We start from the raw sequence: 23,346 nt of genomic DNA, 5'->3' as shown, positions 1-23,346 counted from the left end.
GGTGAAGTTGAGGGCCTCTTCGCGGGCAAGACTCGCTCCTACAGGGGCCGCAAACAGAAAACCTGTAGGAGCGAGGCTTGCCCGCGAAGCTTTTAAGAGGCCCACCCCGGTTTACGCTTTTGCACAAAAGCCATCGTCCCCTCGACCCCTTCAACCCCGGCCACCGCTTCGCTGAACCACTCAGCCGCTTGATCCAGCAGCGCACCGGAAGGCTGCCCGGCGCTCGCCAGCAACAGTTTTTTCGTCAACGCATTCGCCCCCGGCGCGCAGCACAAGACATGGGCTAACACCTCATCGAGGCGCTCCGCCAATGCCTGCGGGTCATGCTCGACAAAATGCACCAAGCCCATTCGCCGCGCGTGGGTGCCATCGAACCGCGCAGCCGTCAGGGCCAGTCTTCGGGCCTGCGTCAGGCCGATGCGCTGGACCACGAACGGGGCGATCTGTGCCGGCAGCAGGCCGAGGCTGGTTTCCGGCAGACCGAACTGGGCCTGATGATCGGCCAGCGCGACGTCGCTGACGCAGGCCAGACCAAAACCACCACCCAGCACCGCGCCTTGCAGCACGGTGATGACCACTTGCGGGGCGTGCTGCACTTCTTGCAGTAAGGCACCGAATGTCCGGTTCAAGTCGCGATAAGCTTCCGGCCCTTGAGCACGGGCGTTGGCCATGTCCTTGATGTCCCCGCCCGCGCAGAAGTGCCCGCCGGCACCACCAATCACCAAGGCCCGAACGGCGCGGTCATCACGCACTGCCGCCAGCACCGCGCGCAATTCGGCGACCATCTGCAAGCTCATCGCATTGCGGCTTTCCGGGCGGTTGAGGGTGATGTGCAGCACGCCGTTGTGCAGTTCGAGCAACAGCGTCTGGCAAACCGGCAAGCTGTTCATTTCTTTTTCCCCGGCAGGGTGCCCATGAGTTTGCAGATGATCCCCAGCATGATTTCGTCGGCCCCACCGCCAATCGACACCAGCCGCACATCGCGATAAGCCCGGGCCACCGGGTTGTCCCACATAAAGCCCATGCCGCCCCAATATTGCAGGCAACTGTCGCTGACTTCGCGGCCCAAACGCCCGGCCTTGAGTTTGGCCATGGACGCCAGGCGCGTGACGTCCTGGCCTTTGATGTACTGCTCGGTGGCCTGGTACACCAGCGCCCGCAGGCATTCGATTTCGGTTTGCAGTTCCGCGAGGCGGAAATGAATCACTTGGTTGTCGATCAATGCATTGCCGAAGGTCTGGCGTTCCTTGCAGTACTCGATGGTGCTGTCGATGCAGTATTCCAGGCCCTTGATCATGTTCGCTGCGCCGAACAGGCGTTCCTCCTGGAACTGCAACATCTGCATCATGAACCCCGCACCCTCATGGCCGATGCGGTTGCGCTGTGGCACGCGCACGTTGTCGAAAAACACCTGGGCGGTTTCCGAGCTGCGCATGCCGAGCTTGTCCAGGTGCGAACTCAGGCTGATGCCCGGCGTGTTCATCGGCACCATGATCAGCGACTTATTGACGTGGGGTTTGTCGTCCGAGGTGTTGGCCAGCAGGCAGATGAAATCGGCGCTCGGCGAGTTGGTGATCCACATCTTGCTGCCGTTGATCACGTAATCGTCGCCGTCCTTGCGCGCGGTAGTTTTCAACCCGGCGACATCGGAACCGGCGCCGACTTCCGAGACACCGATGCAACCGACTTGCTCGCCAGTGATCGCCGGGCGCAGGAACTCTTCGCGCAACTCATCGGAGCCAAAACGCGCCAGCGCCGGGGTGCACATGTCGGTCTGCACGCCGATGGACATCGGAATCCCACCGCAATGAATCGTGCCGAATTCTTCGGCGGCGACGATCGAATAGCTGTAGTCGAGGCCCATGCCGCCGAACTTCTCCGGCTTGGAAATCCCCAGCAAACCGAGATCGCCGGCCTTGCGGAAAATCTCATGGATCGGAAAGCGTCCGGCCTTTTCCCATTCTTCGACGTGCGGATTGATCTCGTGATCGACGAATTGGCGAACGGTACGGCGCAGTGCTTCGTGTTCCTGGGTGAAGATCATTTTTATTGTTCTCCTGAAGTACGGATCGTAGCCGTTTCGTTTTGATCGTTCCCACGCTCCGCGTGGGAATGCAGCCGGGACGCTCTGCGTCCCAAGAGTGGACGCAGAGCGTCCATTGAGGCATTCCCACGCAGAGCGTGGGAACGATCGTGTTCAAAAACGTGCGACACCAAAACTGTTGGCTTGCAGCGGCCGAACCTCGGCCTCGTGGCAGATATCCAGCAGATACCCGAGCAACGTCCGGGTATCCCGCGGATCGATCAACCCGTCGTCCCACAAACTGGCGCTGCCGTAGAGTGCGGTGGACTGGCTATCGAGTTTCTGCGCGGTGACCTGCTCCAGCATGTCGAGCATTTTCGGGTCCGGCACCAAGCCGTCCTTGAGCTGTTTGGCCTCGGTGACGATCCGCAGCACTTTGCCGGCCTGGGCGCCGCCCATCACGGCGGTGCGACTGTTGGGCCAGGCGAAGATGAAGCGTGGGTCCAGGCCGCGGCCGCACATCGCGTAATTGCCGGCACCATAGGAACCGCCGACGACGATGGTCAGTTTCGCCACCCGGGCATTGGCCACCGCCTGGATCATCTTCGCGCCGTGCTTGATCACCCCTTGCTGCTCCGACTCGGTGCCGACCATAAATCCGGTGGTGTTGTGGAAAAACAGCAGCGGCGTCTGGCTCTGGTCGCACAGCTGAATAAACTGCGCTGCCTTGCTCGCGCCCTTGGGCGTGATCGGGCCGTTGTTGCCGATAAAGCCACAGGCGCGGCCCTGGATTTTCAGCTGGCCGCAGATCGTCTGTTGATCGAACTCACCCTTGAACTCAAGGAAGTTCGAGCCGTCGGCAATCCGGGCGATGATTTCGCGCACGTCGTAGGGTTTCTTCGGGTCGTCCGGGATCAACCCCAGCAGTTCGTCGATGGGGTAGAGCGGTTCTTTCCACTGCGGTTCCGGTAACCATGGCAACTGCTCGTTCCACGGCAACAGGCTGACAATCTCGCGCACCAGGCGCACGCCGTCAGCATCGTTTTCAGCCAGGTATTCGGCAGTGCCGGCAGTTTGTGCATGCATCTCGGCACCGCCCAGTTCTTCATCGGTGGCGACTTCCCCCGTGGCGGCTTTTAACAGCGGCGGGCCGGCAAGAAACAGCTTGGCCTTGCCGCGCACCACCACCAGGTAATCCGACAAACCCGGCTGATACGCGCCGCCCGCAGTGGCCGAGCCATGGACCACGGTGATTTGCGGCAAGCCCATGGCCGACATGCGCGCCTGATTGGCAAAGCTGCGCGCCCCTTCGATGAAAATCTCGGCGGCGTAATTGAGGTTGGCACCACCGCTTTCAGCGAGGGTAATCACCGGCAGTTTGTTTTCCATGGCGATCTGTTGCAGGCGCAGGGATTTTTTCAAACCGCTGGGGGAAATGGTCCCGCCCTTGATTGCGCTGTTGTTCGCCACCACCAGCACCCGCACGCCGGACACATAACCGATGCCGGCAATCAAACCGCCGCCTGCCGAACTGCCGTCCTTGTCGTCGTGCAGCTTGTAGCCGGCCAGGCTCGCCAGTTCGAGGAACGGTGCACCGGGGTCGAGCAGCAGATTAAGCCGTTCGCGGGGCAGCAGTTGGCCGCGTTTGTCGAACTTGGCCTTGGCCTCAAAAGCCTTGTTCAGCAGGTTCTGTTCAAGCTCACGAACATGCTCAATGCCCACCAGCATCGCCGCGCGGTTTTGCGCGAACTGTTCGCTGAAAGGGTCGATTTGCGACTGGATCACCGGCATGGCTTATTCCTTGTCCTTGAGTACGTCCGGCAAATAGGCGCGGTGGAAACCGTTGAACGACTCACTGTTTTGCGCTTTGTGAATCGGCCACGCCCGACCGCCCAGGCTCGCGGCCCCATCGATGCGTAACGTGCTGCCACTGACAAACGCCGCCGCCGGGCTGAGCAGGAACACAATCGCCGCGCTCACTTCCGATTCGGTGCCGATACGCTTGAGCGGCACATGCTCGCGCAGGGTCGGGATCACCGCCTTGAACGCGCCTTCGTAGGTGTCCATGCCGCTGGAGGCAATCCAGCCCGGCGCCACGGCATTGACCCGCACCCCGGCATAACCCCATTCGAACGCGGCGGTCTTGGTCAGGTTGTCCATGCCCGAGCGCGAGGCCCCCGAATGGCCCATGCCAGGCATGCCGCCCCACATGTCGGCCAGCATGTTGACGATGGCCCCGCCGTGCTTGCTCATGGACTGATTGAACACTTCCCGGGCCATCAGGAAACCGCCCACCAGATTGGTGCGCATCACGGTTTCGAAACCCTTCTGGTTGATCGAGGCCAGGGGCGATGGGAACTGGCCGCCGGCATTGTTGACCAGGCCGTGAATCGGCCCGAATAGACGGATCAACTCGCTGACCAGATGCTTGACCGCTTCTTCCTCACGAATATCACAGGTCTTCCAGTCCGCCTTGCCGCCGTCCTCGGCAATCTCGGTGGCGACGTTGCGCAGTTTGTCGGCGTTGCGCCCCACCAGCAGCACATGGGCGCCGAGGGCCGCCAGTTCGTGGGCGGTGCACCGGCCAATGCCGCTGCCGCCGCCGGTGACAATGATGGTTTGGCCGGCGAACAGGTCGGGTTTGAAAATCGAGTCGTAAGCCATGGCAGCGGTCCTCTAGTTGACCTGGTCGGCGATGCTCTGGGGCACCGGAATCTGGATCTCCAGCAGTTGTTGGGCAAAGGCCTTGCCTTGCGGATCAATCCGCAGACTGGCCACGCCGCCACCGCCAAGGGCGTTTTCCAGGAGAAAATTCAAGCTGTGGGTGCCGGGCAAATACCAGCGCTCGACACGGCCGTGGACCGGGTCGAGCACGTGGCTCATCCAGTCGACGATCACCTCCGGCGTCAGCGCTTCGGCGATCCACGGCAGGAACTGCGACTGCCGCGCCATGACCCCGATGTTGCTGTGATTGCCCTTGTCGCCGGAACGCGCCACGGCGAGTTTGACCAGCGCCACGCTGGCGTCGGCCCGGCCCTGGGGTTTGGGCAGTTCATGCGGGGCGGGCAGGGCGTCGGTGTCCAGCGGATCCAGGCTCGGCATGCCGCAGGAATGGCGCTGGCCATTAAGATCAATGTCCAGCGTGCAGGCACTTTTGTCGATCAGGAACGAGAACAGCCGGATCAGCGGATACACCGTCGGCCGACCGCCGACGATCCCGGTCAATCCCGGGGCCATGCCGGTGGCGGCCTGGGCGATTTCCCGGGAGAACACAATCAACGCCTGCTTGCTGGGGTGGCGCACGGCGAGTTTGATCACCACTTCGCGGCTGTCCTGGCGCTGGCCGTGGGGGCCGTAGGTGGCCTCGCTGCCGAGCAGTTCGATGTTCACTTCGCTGTAGGGCGCCCAGCCGCGCTGGCTGAAAATCTCTGAAGTCTTGTTGATGATCGCTTCGCTGACCCGCCGCGCCTTGTCCACCGCATCGATGCCGGCGATCAGGCAGCTGGCGGTGCAGCGAAAACCGTCGGGGTAAGTGGCGCTGACCTTGTACTGATCGGTCGGCGGCAAGCCTTTCGCGCCATGCACCTGCACCGCATTCTTGCTTTGTTGCTGAAGTTTGACCTGACTGAAATCGCAGACCACGTCCGGCAGCAGATAGGCCCTCGGGTCGCCGATTTCATAGAGCATTTGCTCGCCGACGGTCAGCGGCGTGACCAGTCCGCCACAGCCTTCTGGTTTGCTGACGATGAACTGGCTGTCGGCGCTGACTTCGACAATGGGAAAACCGATGTGCTCGTAGTCGGGCACCTCGCGCCAGTCGGTGAAGTTGCCGCCGGTGCACTGGGCGCCGCATTCAATGATGTGCCCGGCCAGCGCGGCCTGGGCCAGTTTGTCGTAGTCGTGCCACGACCAGCCGAATTCATGCACCAGTGCGGCGCTGACCACGGCGCTGTCGACCACCCGGCCGGTAATCACGATGTCAGCCCCCAGGCGCAGGGCTTCGACGATGCCCGGTGCGCCGAGATAAGCATTGGTGGACACGCACATTGGCGGCAAGGGCGCGCCGCTGAACATTTCGCGGATACCTTGGCTGCTCAACTGTTTGAACTGCGGTTGCAGGTCATCGCCCAGCAGCACGGCGATCTTCAGGGCCACCCCGGCCTTGTCGCACGCCGCTTGCAGGGCGGCGGCGCAGGCTTGTGGGTTGACGCCGCCGGCGTTGCTGATCACGCGGATCTTCTGTTCGGCGAGTTGCGACAACAAAGGGCTGAGGACTTCGATGAAGTCGCTGGCATAGCCGGCCTGGGGATCTTTCATCCGGGCGCCGGCCATGATCGACAGGGTGATTTCGGCCAGGTAATCGAACACCAGATAGTCCAGGCGCCCGCCTTGCACCAGTTGCGCGGCGGCGGTGGAGGTGTCGCCCCAGAAGGCGCTGGCGCAACCGATGCGGATTGTTTTTGGCACAGTCAACTCCATGCTCAGCTCCGACAGAAGTGGCTCGAGACTACCAAGCAAGCGCTTGGTTTGTAAACGCCTGAAATATCTTCACCCCAAGCGCTTGCTTGGTCGCCCTCGCCAGCTTAAATTGCCCGCGCAACCCCGCTGTTTTAGCGGCGAACGGCGCATTTGACTGATCGACTGTAGGAGAGAACGGGTGGACGAGCAAAAAGCCCTGAGGGTGATGCGCGAATTGGTCGACAACGGCCAATTGACCGACCCGGACAGCGCCCGCGGCAAACTGCTGCAAGTGGCGGCTCACCTGTTCCGCAATAAAGGCTATGAACGCACCACCGTGCGAGATCTGGCCAGTGCGGTGGGCATTCAGTCGGGCAGTATTTTTCATCACTTCAAAAGCAAGGACGAGATCCTGCGGGCGGTGATGGAGGAAACCATTCGCTATAACACCGCGTTGATGCAGGCTGCCCTGGCCGAGGCCGGCAACGTGCGCGAACGGGTGCTGGCGCTGATTCGCTGCGAATTGCAGTCGATCATGGGCGGTAGCGGCGAAGCCATGGCGGTGCTGGTCTACGAATGGCGTTCGCTGTCCGAAGACGGGCAAGTCCAGGTGCTGGCCCTGCGGGACATTTATGAAGCGATCTGGCTGCAGGTGCTGGGGGAGGCCAAAGACGCCGGTTTTATCCGCGGGGATGTGTTCATCACTCGGCGGTTCCTGACGGGCGCCTTGTCCTGGACCACCACCTGGTTCCGCGCCGGCGGCAGCATGAGCCTCGATCAATTGGCTGATGAGGCATTGATTCTGGTGCTGGAAGAGAAACAGTGAAACGTCTATCTCGACGATAAACTGGCTAAGTAGGCGAAACCGCCTAGCTTGAATGCATTGATGCGTATTTTTTCGGGGAGTGGGTTGTTTTGATGTCTTCGCCAATTTGGACGGTGTCGCGGCTTTTGCTGGCGGCACTTGCGGTGCTATGGGTGTTGCCGTCCCAGGCGGCGCAACAGGTGCGGGTGGGTGCCGCGCATTTTCCGCCTTACACGGTGCGCCCGGAGTCTGGTGCCGACACCGGTCTGTTGCCGCAATTGGTGGAAGCGCTGAATCAATTGCAAACCGATTACGAATTCGTGCTGGTGCCCACCTCCATTCCCCGGCGTTTCGGTGATTTCAAGCAAGGTCGGGTGGACATGGCGATCTTCGAGAACCCGGACTGGGGCTGGAAGGACATTCCTCACACCACCGTCGACATGGGCCTGGAAGACGCCGAGATTTTTGTCGCGCAACGCAAGCCTGATCGCCGCGAGAGTTATTTTGCCGACCTCGCTGGCAAGCGCCTGGCCTTGTTCAGCGGTTATCACTACGAATTCGCCAACTTCAACGCCGACCCGAAATTCCTCGCGCAGAATTTCAACGCCACGCTGACCTATTCCCATGACAGCAACCTGCTGATGGTCTTGCGCGATCGAGCCGACATTGCCCTGGTCACGCGCTCTTATCTGAGCGATTACCTGCTGCGCAACGAGAAAGTCGCCGATGAGTTGCTGGTGTCCCAGCGCATCGATCAGGTCTACCACCACTACGCGCTGCTCAGCCCGGCCGCACCGATCAGTGGCCCGGCGTTCAGCAAGTTGCTGCAAGGCCTGCGCGACAACGGCCAGATGTTGAAGATTTTCCAGCCGTACAAGATCGCTGTGGTGCCGGTGCCCAAGCCCTGAAAACCTGCCGCAGGTCGCGGATTTAACGACTTCGCTTAAATTTCCTGCCCCGGCTCACGTCACATCGTTGAACTGTCGACGATTACTGTGAGCCTGACCCATGTCCAATCTGAATGACCTGACTGCCCTGGCCTTGCCGTCAGGGCGCAGTCTTGTAGCCGATGAAACCGAAAGCCGCCTGAGCCTCAGCCTGGAAGGGCAGCCGCTGATTCGCTTGCGCCTGAGTCGTGAGCCCGAGTTGCATATTGAAGTCGACGAGCGCTTCGGCCTGCCTGCCGGCCAGGCCTTCTGGGCGGCTTGTTATTGGCTGTTTGCCCGGGATCCGGCTTGCCAGCGCCTGACCTGGCGTCTGGACGAAGTGCCCACCGAAGCCTTGTTCAGCGGTTTGCTGATCCCGACCGAAACGGTGGGCGAGTACCGCTGCGAGCGCACGCTGTTCTGGCAGTTGCCGCAACCGTGGCTGGGCGAATCACTGAGCGGCAGCTACCCGCAACAGATGGTCATCAGTAGCGGCAAGCGTCATCCCTTGCGTCCGGTCAAACCTCGCGGTGAAGTCTATCGCCGTTTCGATGCACGGCTCGGTGCCTGGGTGTCCTTGCGTACAGTGGAAATCGAACAGGATCTGCCGCGCTTCAATCGCTGGCAAAACAGCCCGCGGGTCGCCAGTTTCTGGCAGGAGGAGGGCAGCCTCGAAAAGCATCGCGAGTACCTGAGCAAGCTCGACGCCGACCCGCACACCCTGACGCTGATCGGTTGTTTCGATGATCAGCCGTTCGCCTATTTTGAAGCCTACTGGGCCAAGGAAGATCGCATCGCGCCGTTCTATGACGCAGGCGATTACGACCGCGGCATTCACATGTTGGTGGGTGAAGAGGCGCATCGCGGTCCACACAAAGTGGCGAGTTGGTTATCGGCGCTGGTGCATTACCTGTTTCTCGACGATCCGCGCACCCAGCGCGTGGTCGCCGAACCCCGCGCCGACAACGCGAAGATGATCGGGCATATGCACAACCAGTGTTTCCACTGCGAGAAAGAATTCGACTTCCCGCACAAGCGCGCGGCGTTGATGGTGTTGGGGCGTGAGCGGTTTTTTGATCGGTGCGAGTTGGCGTGATTCAGCGCTAAAGCAAAAGATCGCAGCCTTCGGCGGTTCCTACGTTGATCGGTGCAGGAGCTGCCGAAGGCTGCGATCTTTTTTATGGAGCCGGCGCCGGCTCAGCGACGAGCGAAAGTATCCGCGCGACTGCCCGACACTTTGCGGCAATGCACCAGCGCATCGCGAATCATGAAGTTCACCAGGGTCGGCGAGACGCCGAGCTCCTTGGCGATGTCCTTTTGCGGCACGCCGTGCAAGCGGTACATCTCGAACGCGTAGCGCGTGCGGCTCGGCAGCTCGGTCAGCGCGTCGGCGATGTGTTCCAGGGTCGAGAAATTGATGTGCGAGGTTTCCGGCGAAGCGCCCTGGATCACCACGTTCAGGCCTTCCTCTTCAGGGCCGGAATACTTCAGCTCCAATGCCTGTTTGCGATAGTGGTCGATCGCCAGGTTGCGCACGATCTGGAACAGGTAGCTGAGCTGAGCCTTGAACGAAGACGTGATCTGCGGCGCCGATTGCAGCCGGAAAAACGCATCTTGCACCACGTCCTCAGCCCGCGACCGGCAGCCGGTAATACGGGCTGCAATTTTGACCAGAATCAGTCGGTTGTCGACAAAGGCCTGAAGTAGCGGTGAATCGCACCTGCTTGTGGATACTTGTTCCGTCATGGAAATCACCTTGCTGCAAATAGGGTCGTGGGACGACGAGCGCATCGGAGCCGTCCTACACATCGAGCGACAAATTATGTTGAATGATAATGATTGTCAATTGAGAAAGAGAATTAATGCGCCACAAAAGTGCAGAGTGCGAACTGCGACACGCTGTCGCGCCCGGCCCTGTTGAGGTTCAAGCCTGGCGACTAATTATTTCAAGACGTCAATCGTTCTCATTGGTGAATGGTTCCGGACACGATCCGGCCATAACCGCATTCCCAAGCCTTGCGCGGTCGGCGAAGACCGCGCCCTGCACGCCATTTGTATGAGCGTGACGTAGGAAAACCGATTCCAACTTGTAAGCCGAATTCAGGCAGGAAACCTCATGACCGACGCGTTCGAACTCCCCAGCACACTGGTCCAAGCCCTCCAGCGCCGCGCGGCCCTGACGCCGGACCGAGTGGCTTTGCGTTTTCTCGCCGAAACCGCGGATCAGGCGGTGGTACTCAGTTATCGCGAGCTGGATCAGCGCGCACGGACCATTGCCGGTGCGTTGCAGGCTCAAGCCGCATTGGGCGATCGCGCGGTGCTGTTGTTTCCCAGCGGCCCGGATTACGTCGCGGCGTTTTTCGGTTGCCTGTATGCCGGGGTGATCGCGGTGCCGGCTTACCCGCCGGAATCGACCAAGCGTCACCACCAGGAACGGCTGCTGTCGATCATCAGCGACGCCGAGCCGCGTCTGCTGCTGACCAGCGCCGGCCTGCAAGAGGCTTTGCTGCAAATCGACGGGGCGCCGCCGTTGCTCTGCGTCGATACCCTCGACAGTTCCAATGCCGAGCGCTGGGTTTTGCCGGACCTTGAAGACGATCACATCGCCTTCCTGCAATACACCTCCGGCTCCACCGCGTTGCCTAAAGGCGTGCAAGTCAGCCACGGCAACCTGGTGGCCAATGAACTGCTGATCCGCCATGGCTTCGGCATTGACCTGAACCCGGACGACGTGATCGTCAGCTGGCTGCCGCTGTACCACGACATGGGCCTGATCGGTGGCCTGTTGCAGCCGATTTTCAGCGGCGTGCCGTGCGTGTTGATGTCGCCGGCCTACTTCCTCGGTCGACCGTTGCGCTGGCTCGAAGCGATCAGCGAATACGGCGGCACCATCAGCGGCGGGCCGGACTTTGCTTATCGACTGTGCAGCGAACGGGTCAGCGAATCGGCGCTGGAACGGCTCGACCTGAGCGGCTGGCGTGTGGCCTATTCCGGCTCGGAGCCGATTCGCCTCGACACCTTGGAGCGTTTCGCTGAGAAGTTTGCCGCGTGCGGTTTTACCCCGGACAGTTTCATGGCGTCTTATGGCCTGGCGGAAGCCACATTGTTCGTGGCCGGCACCCCTCGCCGCCAGGGGATCGGCAACCTGCGGGTGGACGATCAAGCCTTGGCACAGAACCGTGCCGAAGCGGGCGAGGGCGCGGCGATCATGAGCTGCGGCATCAGCCAGCCGGATCACGCGGTGTTGATTGTCGATCCTGTTGCGCTAACCGAACTGGCCGACAACGTCGTCGGCGAAGTCTGGGCCACCGGGCCGAGCATCGCCCATGGCTACTGGCGCAACCCCGAGGCCAGCGCCAAGACCTTCGTCCAGCACGCTGGCCGCACTTGGCTACGCACTGGCGACCTGGGCTTTATGCGCGACGCTGAACTGTTCGTCACCGGGCGCCTGAAAGACATGCTGATCGTGCGCGGTCACAACCTCTATCCGCAGGACATCGAGCAGACTGTCGAGCGCGAAGTGGAAGTGGTACGCAAAGGTCGCGTCGCCGCGTTCGCGGTCAATATCGATGGCCAGGAGGGCATCGGCATCGCCGCGGAAATCAGCCGCAGCGTGCAGAAAATCCTCCCGCCCGACGCCCTGATCAAAGCCATTCGCCAAGCGGTGGCCGAGGCGTATCAGGAAGCGCCGAGCGTGGTGGTGTTGCTCAACCCGGGGGCATTGCCGAAGACCTCCAGCGGCAAACTGCAACGCTCGGCGTGCCGCAGTCGCCTGGCGGATGGCAGCCTCGACAGTTATGCGGTATTCCCGTCGGCGACCAGCGAGAGCGCAGACACCACCGAATCAACCTCTGAGCTGCAATCCCTGATTGCCACGATCTGGCGCGAGCAACTCAACGTCAAACAGATCAACGCCGACGATCACTTCTTCCTGCTCGGCGGCAACTCCATCGCCGCTACTCAGGTGGTCGCCCGCCTGCGTGAAGAACTCGGCCTGGAGCTGAACTTGCGCCTGCTGTTCGAAGCCCCGACCCTCGGCGCCTTCGCCGATGCTGTCGCTCGGCTGCAACAGGACGGCGGCCTGGCGCAAGGCGCGATCACGAGACTGTCGCGCAACGAAGCGATGCCGCAATCCCTGGCACAAAACCGTTTGTGGATTACCTGGCAACTCGATCCGCAGAGCAGCGCCTACAACATTCCCGGCGCCTTGCGTTTGCGCGGCGAGCTGGACGAAGACGCGTTGCGCGCCAGTTTCCAGCAGTTGATCGAGCGCCACGAATCTTTGCGTACAAGGTTCTTCGAACGCGACGGCGTAGCCCTGCAACAGGTCGATGCTGCCGGCGAATTCAACCTGCAACTGATCGACATCAGCGACTTGCCGGTCGACAAACGGGAAGTCCGCGCGCAACAAATCCGTGAAGACGAAGCCCGCACCCAGTTCGATCTGGAAAAAGGCCCGCTGCTGTGGGTGACGCTGGTGCGCCTCGACGACGAGGACCATCAACTGCTGGTGACGATGCACCACATCATCGCCGATGGCTGGTCGCTGAACGTGCTGATCGACGAGTTCTCACGCCTGTACGCGGCGGCGTCCCAAGGCCAACAAGCCACGCTTGCGGCATTGCCCACCCAGTACGCCGATTACGGCAGCTGGCAGCGTCAATGGCTGGCGCAAGGCGAGGGCGAGCGGCAACTGGCCTATTGGAAAAACCAGCTGGGCGACGAACATCCAGTCCTGAGCCTGGCCACTGACCACCCGCGTACAGCACAACAAAATCACAGCGCAGCGCGCCACACTGTGCGTTTGGGCGTGAGCCTGAGCGAAGCCATCCGCCAAACCGCCCAGGCCCACGAAGCCACTTCGTTCATGCTCTTGCTCGCGGCGTTCCAGAGCCTGCTGCACCGCTACAGCGGTCAACGCGACATCCGCATCGGCGTGCCCAACGCCAACCGTCCGCGTCTGGAAACCCAGGGGTTGATCGGCTTCTTCATCAACACCCAAGTGCTGCGCGCTGATGTCGATTCCCGCCTGCCGTTCGTTGAGCTGCTGGCGCAAACCCGCCAAGCCGCGCTGGGCGCGCAAGCCCACCAGGACTTGCCGTTCGAGCAACTGCTCGAAGCCTTCCCGCAGGCTCGCGAATCGGGCTTGTTCCAGGTCATGTTCAACCACCAGCAACGGGACTTGAGTGCACTGCGCCGCTTGCCGGGGCTGCTGGCCGAAGAGCTGCCGTGGCACAGCCGCGAAGCCAAGTTCGACCTGCAATTGCACAGCGAAGAAGATCGCAACGGGCGCTTGAGCCTGTCCTTCGACTACGCCAGCGAACTGTTCGATGCCGCGACCATCGAGCGCCTCGCCGAGCACTTCACCCACCTGCTGCGTGACGTCTGCGAGCGTCCACAACAAGCCATCGGCGACCTGAAACTGCTGACATCGGGCGAGCACGATCAACACGCCTCGTGGAGCGAAGCCCCCTGCACAGCGGCCAGCCAATGGCTGCCGGAACTGCTCAATGAACAACTGCGCCAAACCCCTGAACGCACCGCGCTGATCTGGGACGGCGGTCAACTGGACTTCGCCGAGCTGCACGCCCAAGCCAACCGCCTGGCCCATTACCTGCGCGACAAAGGTGTCGGCCCGGACGTCTGCGTGGCCATCGCCGCCGAGCGTTCGCCGCAACTGCTGATCGGGTTGCTGGCGATCATCAAGGCTGGCGGCGCCTACGTGCCGCTGGACCCGGATTACCCGGCCGAACGCCTGGCCTACATGCTCAGCGACAGCGGCGTCGAATTGCTCCTGACCCAGACCAATTTGCTCGAGCGCTTGCCGGCCACCGACGGCGTCAGCGTCATCGCGATGGACGCCCTGCAACTGGAAAACTGGCCGAGCCAGGCACCGGGCCTGCACTTGCACGGCGATAACCTGGCCTACGTGATTTACACCTCGGGCTCTACCGGCCAGCCGAAAGGCGTCGGTAACACCCACGCCGCCCTCGCCGAGCGGCTGCAATGGATGCAGAACACTTATCACCTCGACGAAACCGACGTGCTGATGCAAAAAGCGCCGATCAGTTTCGACGTGTCGGTGTGGGAATGCTTCTGGCCGTTGATCACTGGCGCGCGTTTGCTGATTGCCGGCCCCGGCGAACACCGCGATCCGCATCGCATTGCGCAGCTTGTCCAGCAGTACGGCGTGACCACGCTGCACTTCGTGCCGCCATTGCTGGCGCTGTTTATCGAAGAACCGCTGACCGCCGAATGCACCAGCCTGCGCCGGGTGTTCTCCGGCGGTGAAGCCTTGCCCGCCGAATTGCGCAACCGCGTGCTGGAGCAACTGCCAGCCGTTCAACTGCACAACCGCTACGGCCCGACCGAAACCGCGATCAACGTCACCCATTGGCATTGCACCACGGCCGATGGCGAACGCTCGCCGATTGGCCGCCCGTTGGGCAATGTCATCTGCCGAGTGCTCGACTGCGATCTCAACCCGGTACCGGCCGGTGTGCCAGGCGAGTTGTGCATCAGCGGCATTGGCTTGGCCCGGGGCTACCTCGGTCGTCCGTCTCTGACTGCAGAACGTTTTGTCGTCGATCCGCTGGGCGAGCAGGGCGCACGCCTGTACCGCACCGGAGACCGGGCGCGCTGGACCGCTGATGGCGTGATCGAATACCTCGGCCGCCTCGATCAGCAGGTCAAGCTGCGTGGCTTCCGCGTCGAACCGGAAGAAATCGAAGCCCGTTTGCTGGCCCAGGACGGCGTTGCTCAAGCCGTGGTGCTGGTGCGCGAGACGGCGGCCGGTGGGCAGTTGATTGGTTACTACACCTCAACGGATTCGTCTGAGGACATCGATGCTCAAACGGGACGTCTGAAAACCGCGCTGGCCGCCGAGCTGCCGGAATACATGGTCCCGGCGCAGCTGATGCGTCTGGATGAAATGCCCCTGAGCCCGAGCGGCAAACTCGATCGTCGCGCCTTGCCGGAGCCGCAATGGCAAGTCCGCGAACACGTCGAACCGGTCACCGCACTGGAGCAACAAATCGCCGGCATCTGGCGCGAAGTGCTGGGCCAAAGCCAAATCGGTCTACGCGACGATTTCTTCGCCCTCGGCGGCCATTCGCTGTTGGCCACGCAAATCATCTCCCGCACCCGCCAGGCCTGCGACGTCGAATTACCGCTGCGCGCATTGTTCGAAAACAGTGAGCTGGGCGCCTTCGCCGAACAGGTCCGATTGATCCAGGCCAGTGGCAAAACCAACCAACAGCCTCCAATCGAAAAAGTCGACCGCAGCCAAGCGGTGCCGTTGTCCTATTCCCAGCAGCGCATGTGGTTCCTCTGGCAGATGGAGCCGGACAGCCCGGCCTACAACGTCGGCGGCATGGCGCGGTTGCGCGGGGTGCTGGATGTCGGGCGGTTCGAAGCGGCGCTGCAAGCGCTGATCATTCGCCACGAAACCCTGCGCACCACGTTCCCGAGCGTCGATGGCGTGGCCCGGCAACAGGTGCATGCCGACACCGGCCTGCGCATGGACTGGAAGGACTTCACTGCACTGGATGCCGATGGCCGTGAATGGCAAGTCCAGCAACTGGCGGACGATGAGGCGCACAAGCCGTTCGACCTGGAAACCGGCCCGCTGCTGCGCGCCTGTCTGGTCAAGACCGCCGAGCAAGAACACTACCTGGTGCTGACTTTGCACCACATCGTCACCGAAGGCTGGGCGATGGACATCTTCGCCCGGGAACTGAGTGCGCTCTACGAAGCCTTCGTCGATGACCGCGAATCGCCGCTGCAACCGCTGCCGGTGCAGTACCTGGATTACAGCGTCTGGCAGCGTCAGTGGCTGGAATCCGGTGAGCGTCAACGCCAACTCGACTACTGGACCGCGCAACTGGGCCGCGAACATCCACTGCTGGAATTGCCCGCCGACCGTCCGCGTCCGCCGGTGCAAAGCCATCAGGGCGAACTGTTTCGTTTTGACCTGAGCGATGACCTCGCCGCTCGGGTTCGTGCGTTCAATGCGCAAAACGGTCTGACCCTGTTCATGACCATGACCGCCGCCCTGGCCGTGCTGCTTTACCGCTACAGCGGCCAGACCGATTTGCGCATCGGCGCACCGGTGGCCAACCGCATTCGTCCGGAAAGCGAAGGGCTGATCGGGGCGTTCCTCAACACTCAAGTGCTGCGTTGCCAACTCGATGGGCAAATGTCGGTCGGCGAATTGTTCGAGCAGGTTCGCCACACCGTAATCGAAGGTCAGTCCCATCAAGACCTGCCGTTCGACCATCTGGTGGAAGCTTTGCAGCCGCCGCGCAGTGCCGCTTACAACCCGCTGTTCCAGGTGATGTGCAACGTCCAGCGCTGGGAATTCCAGCAGAGCCGCACCCTGGCCGGCATGACCGTCGAGTACCTGGCCAACGATGCCCGGGCGACCAAGTTCGACCTCAACCTGGAAGTCACCGACCTCGACCATCGCCTGGGTTGCTGCCTGACCTACAGCACTGATTTGTTCGATGAACCGCGCATTGCGCGCATGGCCGGGCACTGGCGCAATCTGCTGGAAGCGCTGCTGGCTGATCCTCAACAACGCCTCAGCGAATTGTCGTTGCTCGAAACCACCGAACAAAAAAACCTGCTCGACAGCCTCGGCATCGAGCCGGGCGAGCATCGTCTGGACCAGTGCATCCATCACCTGTTCAGCGAGCAAGCGTTGGCCCGCAAAGACGCGCCAGCTCTGACCTTCGCCGGGAAAACCCTGAGCTACGCCGAACTCGACAGCCGCGCCAATCGCCTGGCCTGGATGCTTCGCGAGCGCGGTGTCGGCCCGCAAGTGCGGGTGGGCCTGGCGCTGGAGCGTTCGCTGGAAATGGTCATCGGCCTGTTGGCGATCCTCAAGGCTGGCGGCGCCTACGTGCCGCTGGACCCGGAATACCCGCTCGATCGTTTGCGCTACATGATCGAAGACAGCGGCATTGGCCTGCTGCTCAGTGACAAAGCCATGTTCAACGCCCTCGGTGAATTGCCATCGACCGTGGCCCGTTGGTGCCTGGAAGAGGACGCCGCCGAACTGGCCAACTACCCGGCTGGCGAGTTGCCGTTTATCAGCCTGCCGCAGCATCAGGCGTACCTGATTTACACCTCCGGCTCCACCGGTAAACCGAAAGGCGTGGTGGTGTCCCACGGTGAAATCGCCATGCATTGCCAAGCGGTGATCGAGCGCTTCGGCATGCGTCCCGACGACTGCGAGTTGCACTTCTATTCGATCAACTTCGACGCCGCCACCGAGCGTTTGTTGGTGCCGTTGTTGAGCGGTGCGCAGGTGGTGTTGCGTGCTCAGGGGCAGTGGGATGCGGAAGAAATCTGCGGCCTGATTCGTCAGCACCAGATCAACATCCTCGGCTTCACCCCGAGCTATGGCAGCCAGTTGGCGCAATGGCTGGCAACCCGGGGCGAAACCCTGCCGGTGCGCATGTGCATCACCGGCGGTGAAGCCCTGACTGGCGAACACCTGGCGCGGATTCGCGCGGCGTTCAAACCGAGCGTGTTCTTTAACGCTTATGGTCCGACCGAAACCGTGGTCATGCCGCTGGCGAGTCTTGCCCCGCAAGTGTTGGAAGAAGGTCTGGGCAGTGTGCCGATCGGTAGTGTGATCGGCGCGCGGGTGGCTTACATCCTCGACGCCGATTTGGCCTTGGTGCCACAAGGCTCGACTGGCGAGTTGTACGTCGGCGGTGCCGGTCTGGCTCAGGGGTATCACCAACGTGCGGGCATGACCGCCGAGCGCTTTGTCGCGGATCCGTTCGCCGACAATGGCGGGCGTATCTACCGCACGGGCGACCTGGTGCGTCAGCGTGCCGATGGCTTGGTGGAATACCTCGGCCGTATCGACCATCAAGTGAAAATCCGTGGTTTCCGCATCGAATTGGGCGAGATCGAAACCCGTCTGTTGGAACACGAATCCATCCGCGAAGCCGTGGTGCTGGCGCTGGATGCGCCGAGCGGCAAACAACTGGTCGGCTATCTGGTCACCGAAGTCGCGGAGCAAGACGAAGCCCAACAATCCGTGCTGCGGGAAGCGCTGAAGGCCCACCTCAAATCCCAACTGCCGGACTACATGGTGCCGACGCACCTGATCCTGCTGGCCAGCATGCCGCTGACCGCCAATGGCAAACTCGACCGCCGCGCACTGTCGGCGCCAGACCCGGAGTTGAACCGTCAGCACTACGTGGCGCCAAGCAACGAACTTGAGCTGACCCTGGCCGGGATCTGGTGCGAAGTGCTGAACGTCGCGCAAGTCGGCCTCAACGACAACTTCTTCGAACTGGGCGGCGATTCGATCCTGTCCATTCAAGTGGTCAGCCGGGCGCGGCAGCAGGGTATTCACTTCAGCCCGCGTGATCTGTTCCAGCACCAGACCGTGCAGACCCTCGCCGCCGTGGCGACCCGCACCGAGCAGGTCCGCGCCGAGCAAGGTTTGCTCAGCGGTGCGTCGGGTTTGACGCCGATCCAGCACTGGTTCTTCGACACCGACATTCCCGAGCGTCAGCACTGGAACCAGGCGTTGCTGCTGGAACCGACCGAGGCCCTCGAACCCCATCGCCTGGAGCAAGCGCTGCTGGCGGTGATCGAGCAACACGATGCCTTGCGCCTGCGCTTCACTGAAACCGCGACTCAATGGCACGCCGAGCATCAATCCGTTAATGACACCCCGATCCTGTGGCAGGTGCGCGTCTCGTCCATGGACAAATGCACCGCGTTGTTCGCCGATGCCCAACGCAGCCTCGACCTTGAACAAGGGCCGCTGCTGCGGGTGCTGTTGGTCGATGGTCCTGAAGGACAACAACGCCTGTTGATTGCCATTCATCACTTGGTGGTAGACGGTGTTTCCTGGCGGGTATTGCTGGACGATCTGCAAACGGTCTACCGTCAACTGGACGCTCAGCAAGGCGTCAAACTGCCGGCCAAAACCAGCGCCTTCAAGGACTGGGCGGCACGCCTGCAGGCTTACGCCGGCAGCGAATCCCTGCGTGAAGAACTGAGCTGGTGGCAGACGCAACTGGCCGGACCAAGCGCCGAGCTGCCATGTGATCGTCCCCAGGGCGGGCAGCAGAATCGGCATGCGCAAACCGTCAGCGTACGCCTGGATGCCGAGCGCACCCGCCAATTGCTGCAACAGGCGCCGAGCGCGTATCGCACTCAGGTCAACGACCTGCTGCTGACCGCATTGGCCCGCGTGATGTGCCGCTGGAGCGGTCACGAATCGGCGCTGATTCAACTCGAAGGCCACGGCCGCGAAACGCTGTTCGACGAGATCGACCTGACCCGCACCGTGGGTTGGTTTACCAGCGCTTATCCGCTGCGTCTGATGCCATTGGAAGAGCAGGGCGACTCGATCAAAGCGATCAAGGAACAACTGCGCGCCGTGCCGCATAAAGGCCTGGGTTATGGCGTGCTGCGTTACCTCGCCGATGACCTGTGCCGCCAGACCATGGCCGCGTTGCCGGTGGCGCCGATCACCTTCAACTACCTTGGCCAGTTCGACCAGAGCTTCGGCGCGGATGCGTTGTTCCGTCCCCTTGATGAGCCGGTCGGCGCCGCCCATGATCCGCACGCGCCGCTGCCTAACGAGCTGAGTATCGACAGTCAGGTCTACGGCGGCGAACTGGTGCTGCGCTGGACCTTCAGCGCCGAACGCCATGACCCGCAAACCATCAGTGATCTGGCCGATGCTTACCTGGGCGAGCTGCAAAGCCTGATCGAACATTGCCTGCTCGATGAAACCGGTGGCCTGACCCCGTCAGACTTCCCGCTGGCCCGACTGACCCAACCGCAACTCGATGCGCTGCCGATTCCGGCCGCCGTCATTGAAGACGTCTACCCGCTGACGCCGATGCAGGAAGGCATGCTGTTGCACACCTTGCTGGAACCGGGCACCGGCCTGTACTTCATGCAGGATCGCTACCGCATCAACAGCGAACTCGACCCCGAGCGTTTTGCCCAGGCCTGGCAAGCGGTGATCGCCCGTCATGAAGCGTTGCGCGCGTCGTTCTGCTGGAACGTCGGCGAAGACATGTTGCAGGTTATCCACAAGCCAGGCAGTACGCCGATCGAGTACCTCGACTGGACCGCTGTGGTTGAAACCGAGCAAGAGCCGAAGCTGCAAACGCTGCTGAAAAGCGAGCGTGAGGCGGGATTCGATCTGCTCAACCAGGCGCCGTTCCACCTGCGCCTGATCAAGGTCGGCGCAGCGCGCTACTGGTTCATGATGAGCAACCACCACATCCTGATCGATGCCTGGTGCCGCTCGCTGCTGATGAACGATTTCTTTGAAATCTACATGGCCCTCGGCGAAGGTCGGGACGCGCAACTGGCCGTACCGCCGCGTTATCGCGACTACATCGGCTGGCTGCAACGCCAGAGCCTGGCCGAGGCGCGGCAGTGGTGGAACACCAACCTGCAAGGCTTCGAGCGGACCACGCCGATTCCAAGCGACCGTCCATTCCTGCGTGAACACGCCGGCGACAGCGGCGGCATGATCGTCGGCGACCGCTACACTCGGCTCGATGCTCGTGACGGCGCGCAACTGCGTGAACTGGCCCAGGCCCATCAACTGACCATCAACACCTTCGCCCAGGCGGCGTGGGCCTTGGTGCTGCGGCGCTTGAGCGGTGATCGCGACGTGCTGTTCGGCGTCACCGTTGCCGGGCGTCCGGTGGAAATGCCGGAGATGCAACGCACCGTCGGGCTGTTTATCAACAGCATCGCGCTGCGGGTGAAAATGCCCGAGGACGATCAACGTATCAGCGTTCGTCAGTGGCTCAGCGGCTTGCTCGACAGCAACATGCAACTGCGCGAGTACGAATACCTGCCACTGGTGACCATTCAGGAAAACAGCGAACTGCCGAAAGGCCAGCCGTTGTTCGACAGCCTGTTCGTGTTTGAAAACGCCCCGGTGGAAGTCTCGGTGCTGGACCGTGCGCAAAGCCTCAACGCCACCTCGGATTCGGGCCGCACCCACACCAACTTCCCGCTGACGGCGGTGTGCTATCCGGGCGATGACCTCGGTTTGCACCTGTCCTACGACCAGCGTTATTTCGACGAATCCACGGTCGAGCGCATGCTCGGTGAGTTCAAGCGTTTGCTGCTGGCGTTGGTCGAAGGTTTCCATGGCGATATGGCCGACTTGCCGCTGCTGGGTGCCGAGGAACAGGACTTCCTGGTCCATGGCTGCAACCAAAGCGAACACGATTACCCGCTGGAGCAGAGCTACGTCGAATTGTTCGAAGCCCAGGTCGCGCAGCATCCGCGGCGCATCGCCGCCAGTTGCCTTGATCGGCTGCACAGTTACGTCGAGCTGAATCAGCGCAGCAACCGTCTCGGCCATGCATTGATCGCAGCGGGCGTCGGGCTCGATCAACCGGTGGCATTGCTGGCGGAACGGAATCTCGACCTGCTCGGCATGATCATCGGCAGCTTCAAGGCTGGCGCGGGTTATCTGCCGCTGGATCCGGGGCTGCCGAGTCAGCGTCTGAGCCGGATCATCGACCTGAGCCGCACGCCGTTGCTGGTCTGCACTCAGGCTTGCCGTGAGCAAGCGGTCGCATTGCTGGACGAGTTTGGGTGTGCCAATCGGCCGAAGTTGCTGGTCTGGGAAGACGTGCAGGCGAGCGATGCGTCGGTGCAAAACCCGGGCATCTACAGCGGCCCGGATAACCTGGCCTACGTGATCTACACCTCGGGTTCCACCGGTTTGCCGAAAGGCGTGATGGTCGAACAGCGCGGCATGCTCAATAACCAGTTGAGCAAAGTGCCGTACCTGAACTTGAGCGCTACGGACGTGATCGCGCAAACCGCTTCGCAAAGCTTCGATATTTCGGTCTGGCAGTTCCTCGCCGCGCCGCTGTTCGGCGCGCGGGTGGACATCGTGCCGAACACCATCGCCCACGATCCCCAAGGTTTGCTGGCCCACGTTCAGAGCCAGGGCATCACCGTGCTGGAAAGCGTGCCGTCGCTGATCCAGGGCATGCTCGCCCAGGAACGCATGAGCCTCGACGGCCTGCGCTGGATGCTGCCGACCGGTGAAGCGATGCCGCCGGAACTGGCGCACCAATGGCTGCTGCGCTACCCGGAGATCGGGTTGGTCAACGCCTATGGCCCAGCGGAATGCTCGGACGACGTGGCGTTCTTCCGTGTCGACATGGCGTCGACTCGCGGCAGTTACTTGCCGATCGGTACGCCCACCGACAACAACCGTTTGTACCTGCTCGATGGCGCGCTGGAACTGGTGCCGTTGGGTGCGGTGGGTGAGTTGTGTGTGGCCGGCACTGGTGTTGGTCGCGGTTATGTCAGCGATCCGCTGCGCACTGTCCAAGTGTTTGTGCCGAATCCGTTTGGCGAGCCGGGAGATCGTTTATATCGCACCGGCGACCTGGCCCGTCGGCGCAGTGACGGTGTGTTGGAATACGTTGGCCGGATTGACCATCAAGTGAAGATTCGCGGTTACCGCATTGAGTTGGGGGAAATCGAGGCGCGTCTGCATGAACAACCGGAAGTCCGCGATGCGGCGGTCGGCGTTCAGGAAGGCGTCAACGGCAAGCATCTGGTCGGGTATTTGGTGGCTTCCGATTCGCCGCTCAATCCGAGCGAACGACTGGAGCGCATCAAGCAACGCCTGCGCGCCGAACTGCCGGAATACATGGTGCCGCTGCACTGGTTGTGGCTGGACACGCTGCCGCTGAACACCAATGGCAAGCTGGATCGCAAGGCGCTGCCGGCGCTGGAGATCGGCCAGTTGCAGAGTCAGGACTATCTGGCGCCGCGTAATGAACTGGAGCAGACCCTGGCCGACATTTGGGCTGAAGTGCTGAAGGTCGAGAAGGTCGGTGTACGCGATAACTTCTTCGAACTGGGCGGCCATTCGCTGCTGGCGACACAGATTGCTTCGCGGGTGCAAAAGGCCCTGCAACGCAACGTGCCGCTGCGGGCAATGTTCGAGTGCAGTTCAGTGGAGGAGTTGGCGGAGTACATCGAGGGCTTGGCGGCGAGTGATATCACCGAGGAGAAGGTCGATCGCTTGAATGACCTGATGGCGGAGTTGGAGGGGCTTTAAAGTCAAAAGATCGCAGGCTGCGCCAGCTCCTACA

10 protein-coding genes are annotated in these 23,346 nt (G+C 61.9%); 4 read left to right on the top strand and 6 right to left on the bottom strand.

The annotated features are described in order from the left end of the window. Positions 1-92: 92 nt before the first annotated feature. The 5 genes from ACA071_RS21790 to ACA071_RS21770 form a co-directional block, all read right to left on the bottom strand. Positions 93-890 carry an enoyl-CoA hydratase/isomerase family protein gene (locus tag ACA071_RS21790; RefSeq protein WP_497641052.1) on the bottom strand — a complete coding sequence of 266 codons (798 nt, stop codon included), beginning with the start codon at positions 888-890 and terminating at the stop codon, positions 93-95. Next, complete coding sequence (atuD, locus tag ACA071_RS21785) at positions 887-2,044, bottom strand: citronellyl-CoA dehydrogenase (RefSeq protein ID WP_497641051.1); 1,158 nt, start codon at positions 2,042-2,044, stop codon at positions 887-889. The genes ACA071_RS21790 and atuD overlap by 4 nt, the downstream gene beginning before the upstream one ends. A 153-nt stretch (positions 2,045-2,197) precedes the next feature. Then, complete coding sequence (gene atuC / locus ACA071_RS21780; protein WP_497641050.1) at positions 2,198-3,814, bottom strand: geranyl-CoA carboxylase subunit beta; 1,617 nt, start codon at positions 3,812-3,814, stop codon at positions 2,198-2,200. Positions 3,815-3,817: 3 nt separating this feature from the next. Continuing rightward, complete coding sequence (locus ACA071_RS21775) at positions 3,818-4,687, bottom strand: SDR family oxidoreductase (protein WP_497641049.1); 870 nt, start codon at positions 4,685-4,687, stop codon at positions 3,818-3,820. Between the two features lie 12 nt (positions 4,688-4,699). Beyond that, positions 4,700-6,490 (bottom strand): acyclic terpene utilization AtuA family protein, encoded by a 1,791-nt coding sequence (locus ACA071_RS21770; RefSeq protein ID WP_497641048.1) that lies wholly within the window; start codon positions 6,488-6,490, stop codon positions 4,700-4,702. 190 nt (positions 6,491-6,680) lie between these two features. Between ACA071_RS21770 and ACA071_RS21765 the strand changes: the two genes are divergently transcribed. The 3 genes from ACA071_RS21765 to ACA071_RS21755 all read left to right on the top strand — a co-directional run bounded on the left by ACA071_RS21765 (position 6,681) and on the right by ACA071_RS21755 (position 9,308). Beyond that, positions 6,681-7,307 (top strand): TetR/AcrR family transcriptional regulator, encoded by a 627-nt coding sequence (locus ACA071_RS21765; protein ID WP_497641047.1) that lies wholly within the window; start codon positions 6,681-6,683, stop codon positions 7,305-7,307. 92 nt (positions 7,308-7,399) lie between these two features. After that, positions 7,400-8,194, top strand: a complete 795-nt coding sequence (locus tag ACA071_RS21760) for a substrate-binding periplasmic protein (RefSeq protein WP_497641046.1) — start codon at positions 7,400-7,402, stop codon at positions 8,192-8,194. 100 nt (positions 8,195-8,294) lie between these two features. After that, entirely contained in the window at positions 8,295-9,308 is a 1,014-nt protein-coding gene (locus tag ACA071_RS21755) for a GNAT family N-acetyltransferase (protein ID WP_497641045.1), read from the top strand. Between the two features lie 101 nt (positions 9,309-9,409). Here ACA071_RS21755 and ACA071_RS21750 read toward each other — a convergent pair whose 3' ends face one another. Further along, the gene (locus ACA071_RS21750) at positions 9,410-9,958 is read right to left on the bottom strand and encodes an RNA polymerase factor sigma-70 (RefSeq protein ID WP_133838209.1); all 549 of its coding nucleotides are present in this window, start codon (positions 9,956-9,958) and stop codon (positions 9,410-9,412) included. A 370-nt stretch (positions 9,959-10,328) separates the two neighbouring features. Here ACA071_RS21750 and ACA071_RS21745 point away from each other — a divergent pair, with 370 nt between their 5' ends. Then, positions 10,329-23,312 (top strand): non-ribosomal peptide synthetase, encoded by a 12,984-nt coding sequence (locus tag ACA071_RS21745; RefSeq protein ID WP_497641044.1) that lies wholly within the window; start codon positions 10,329-10,331, stop codon positions 23,310-23,312. Positions 23,313-23,346: the final 34 nt, after the last annotated feature.

The sequence above is a fragment of the Pseudomonas sp. LBUM1646 genome (assembly GCF_059716165.1).
Note: the sequence above shows the minus strand (reverse complement) of the source record. Positions and strands in the feature narration are given on the sequence as shown.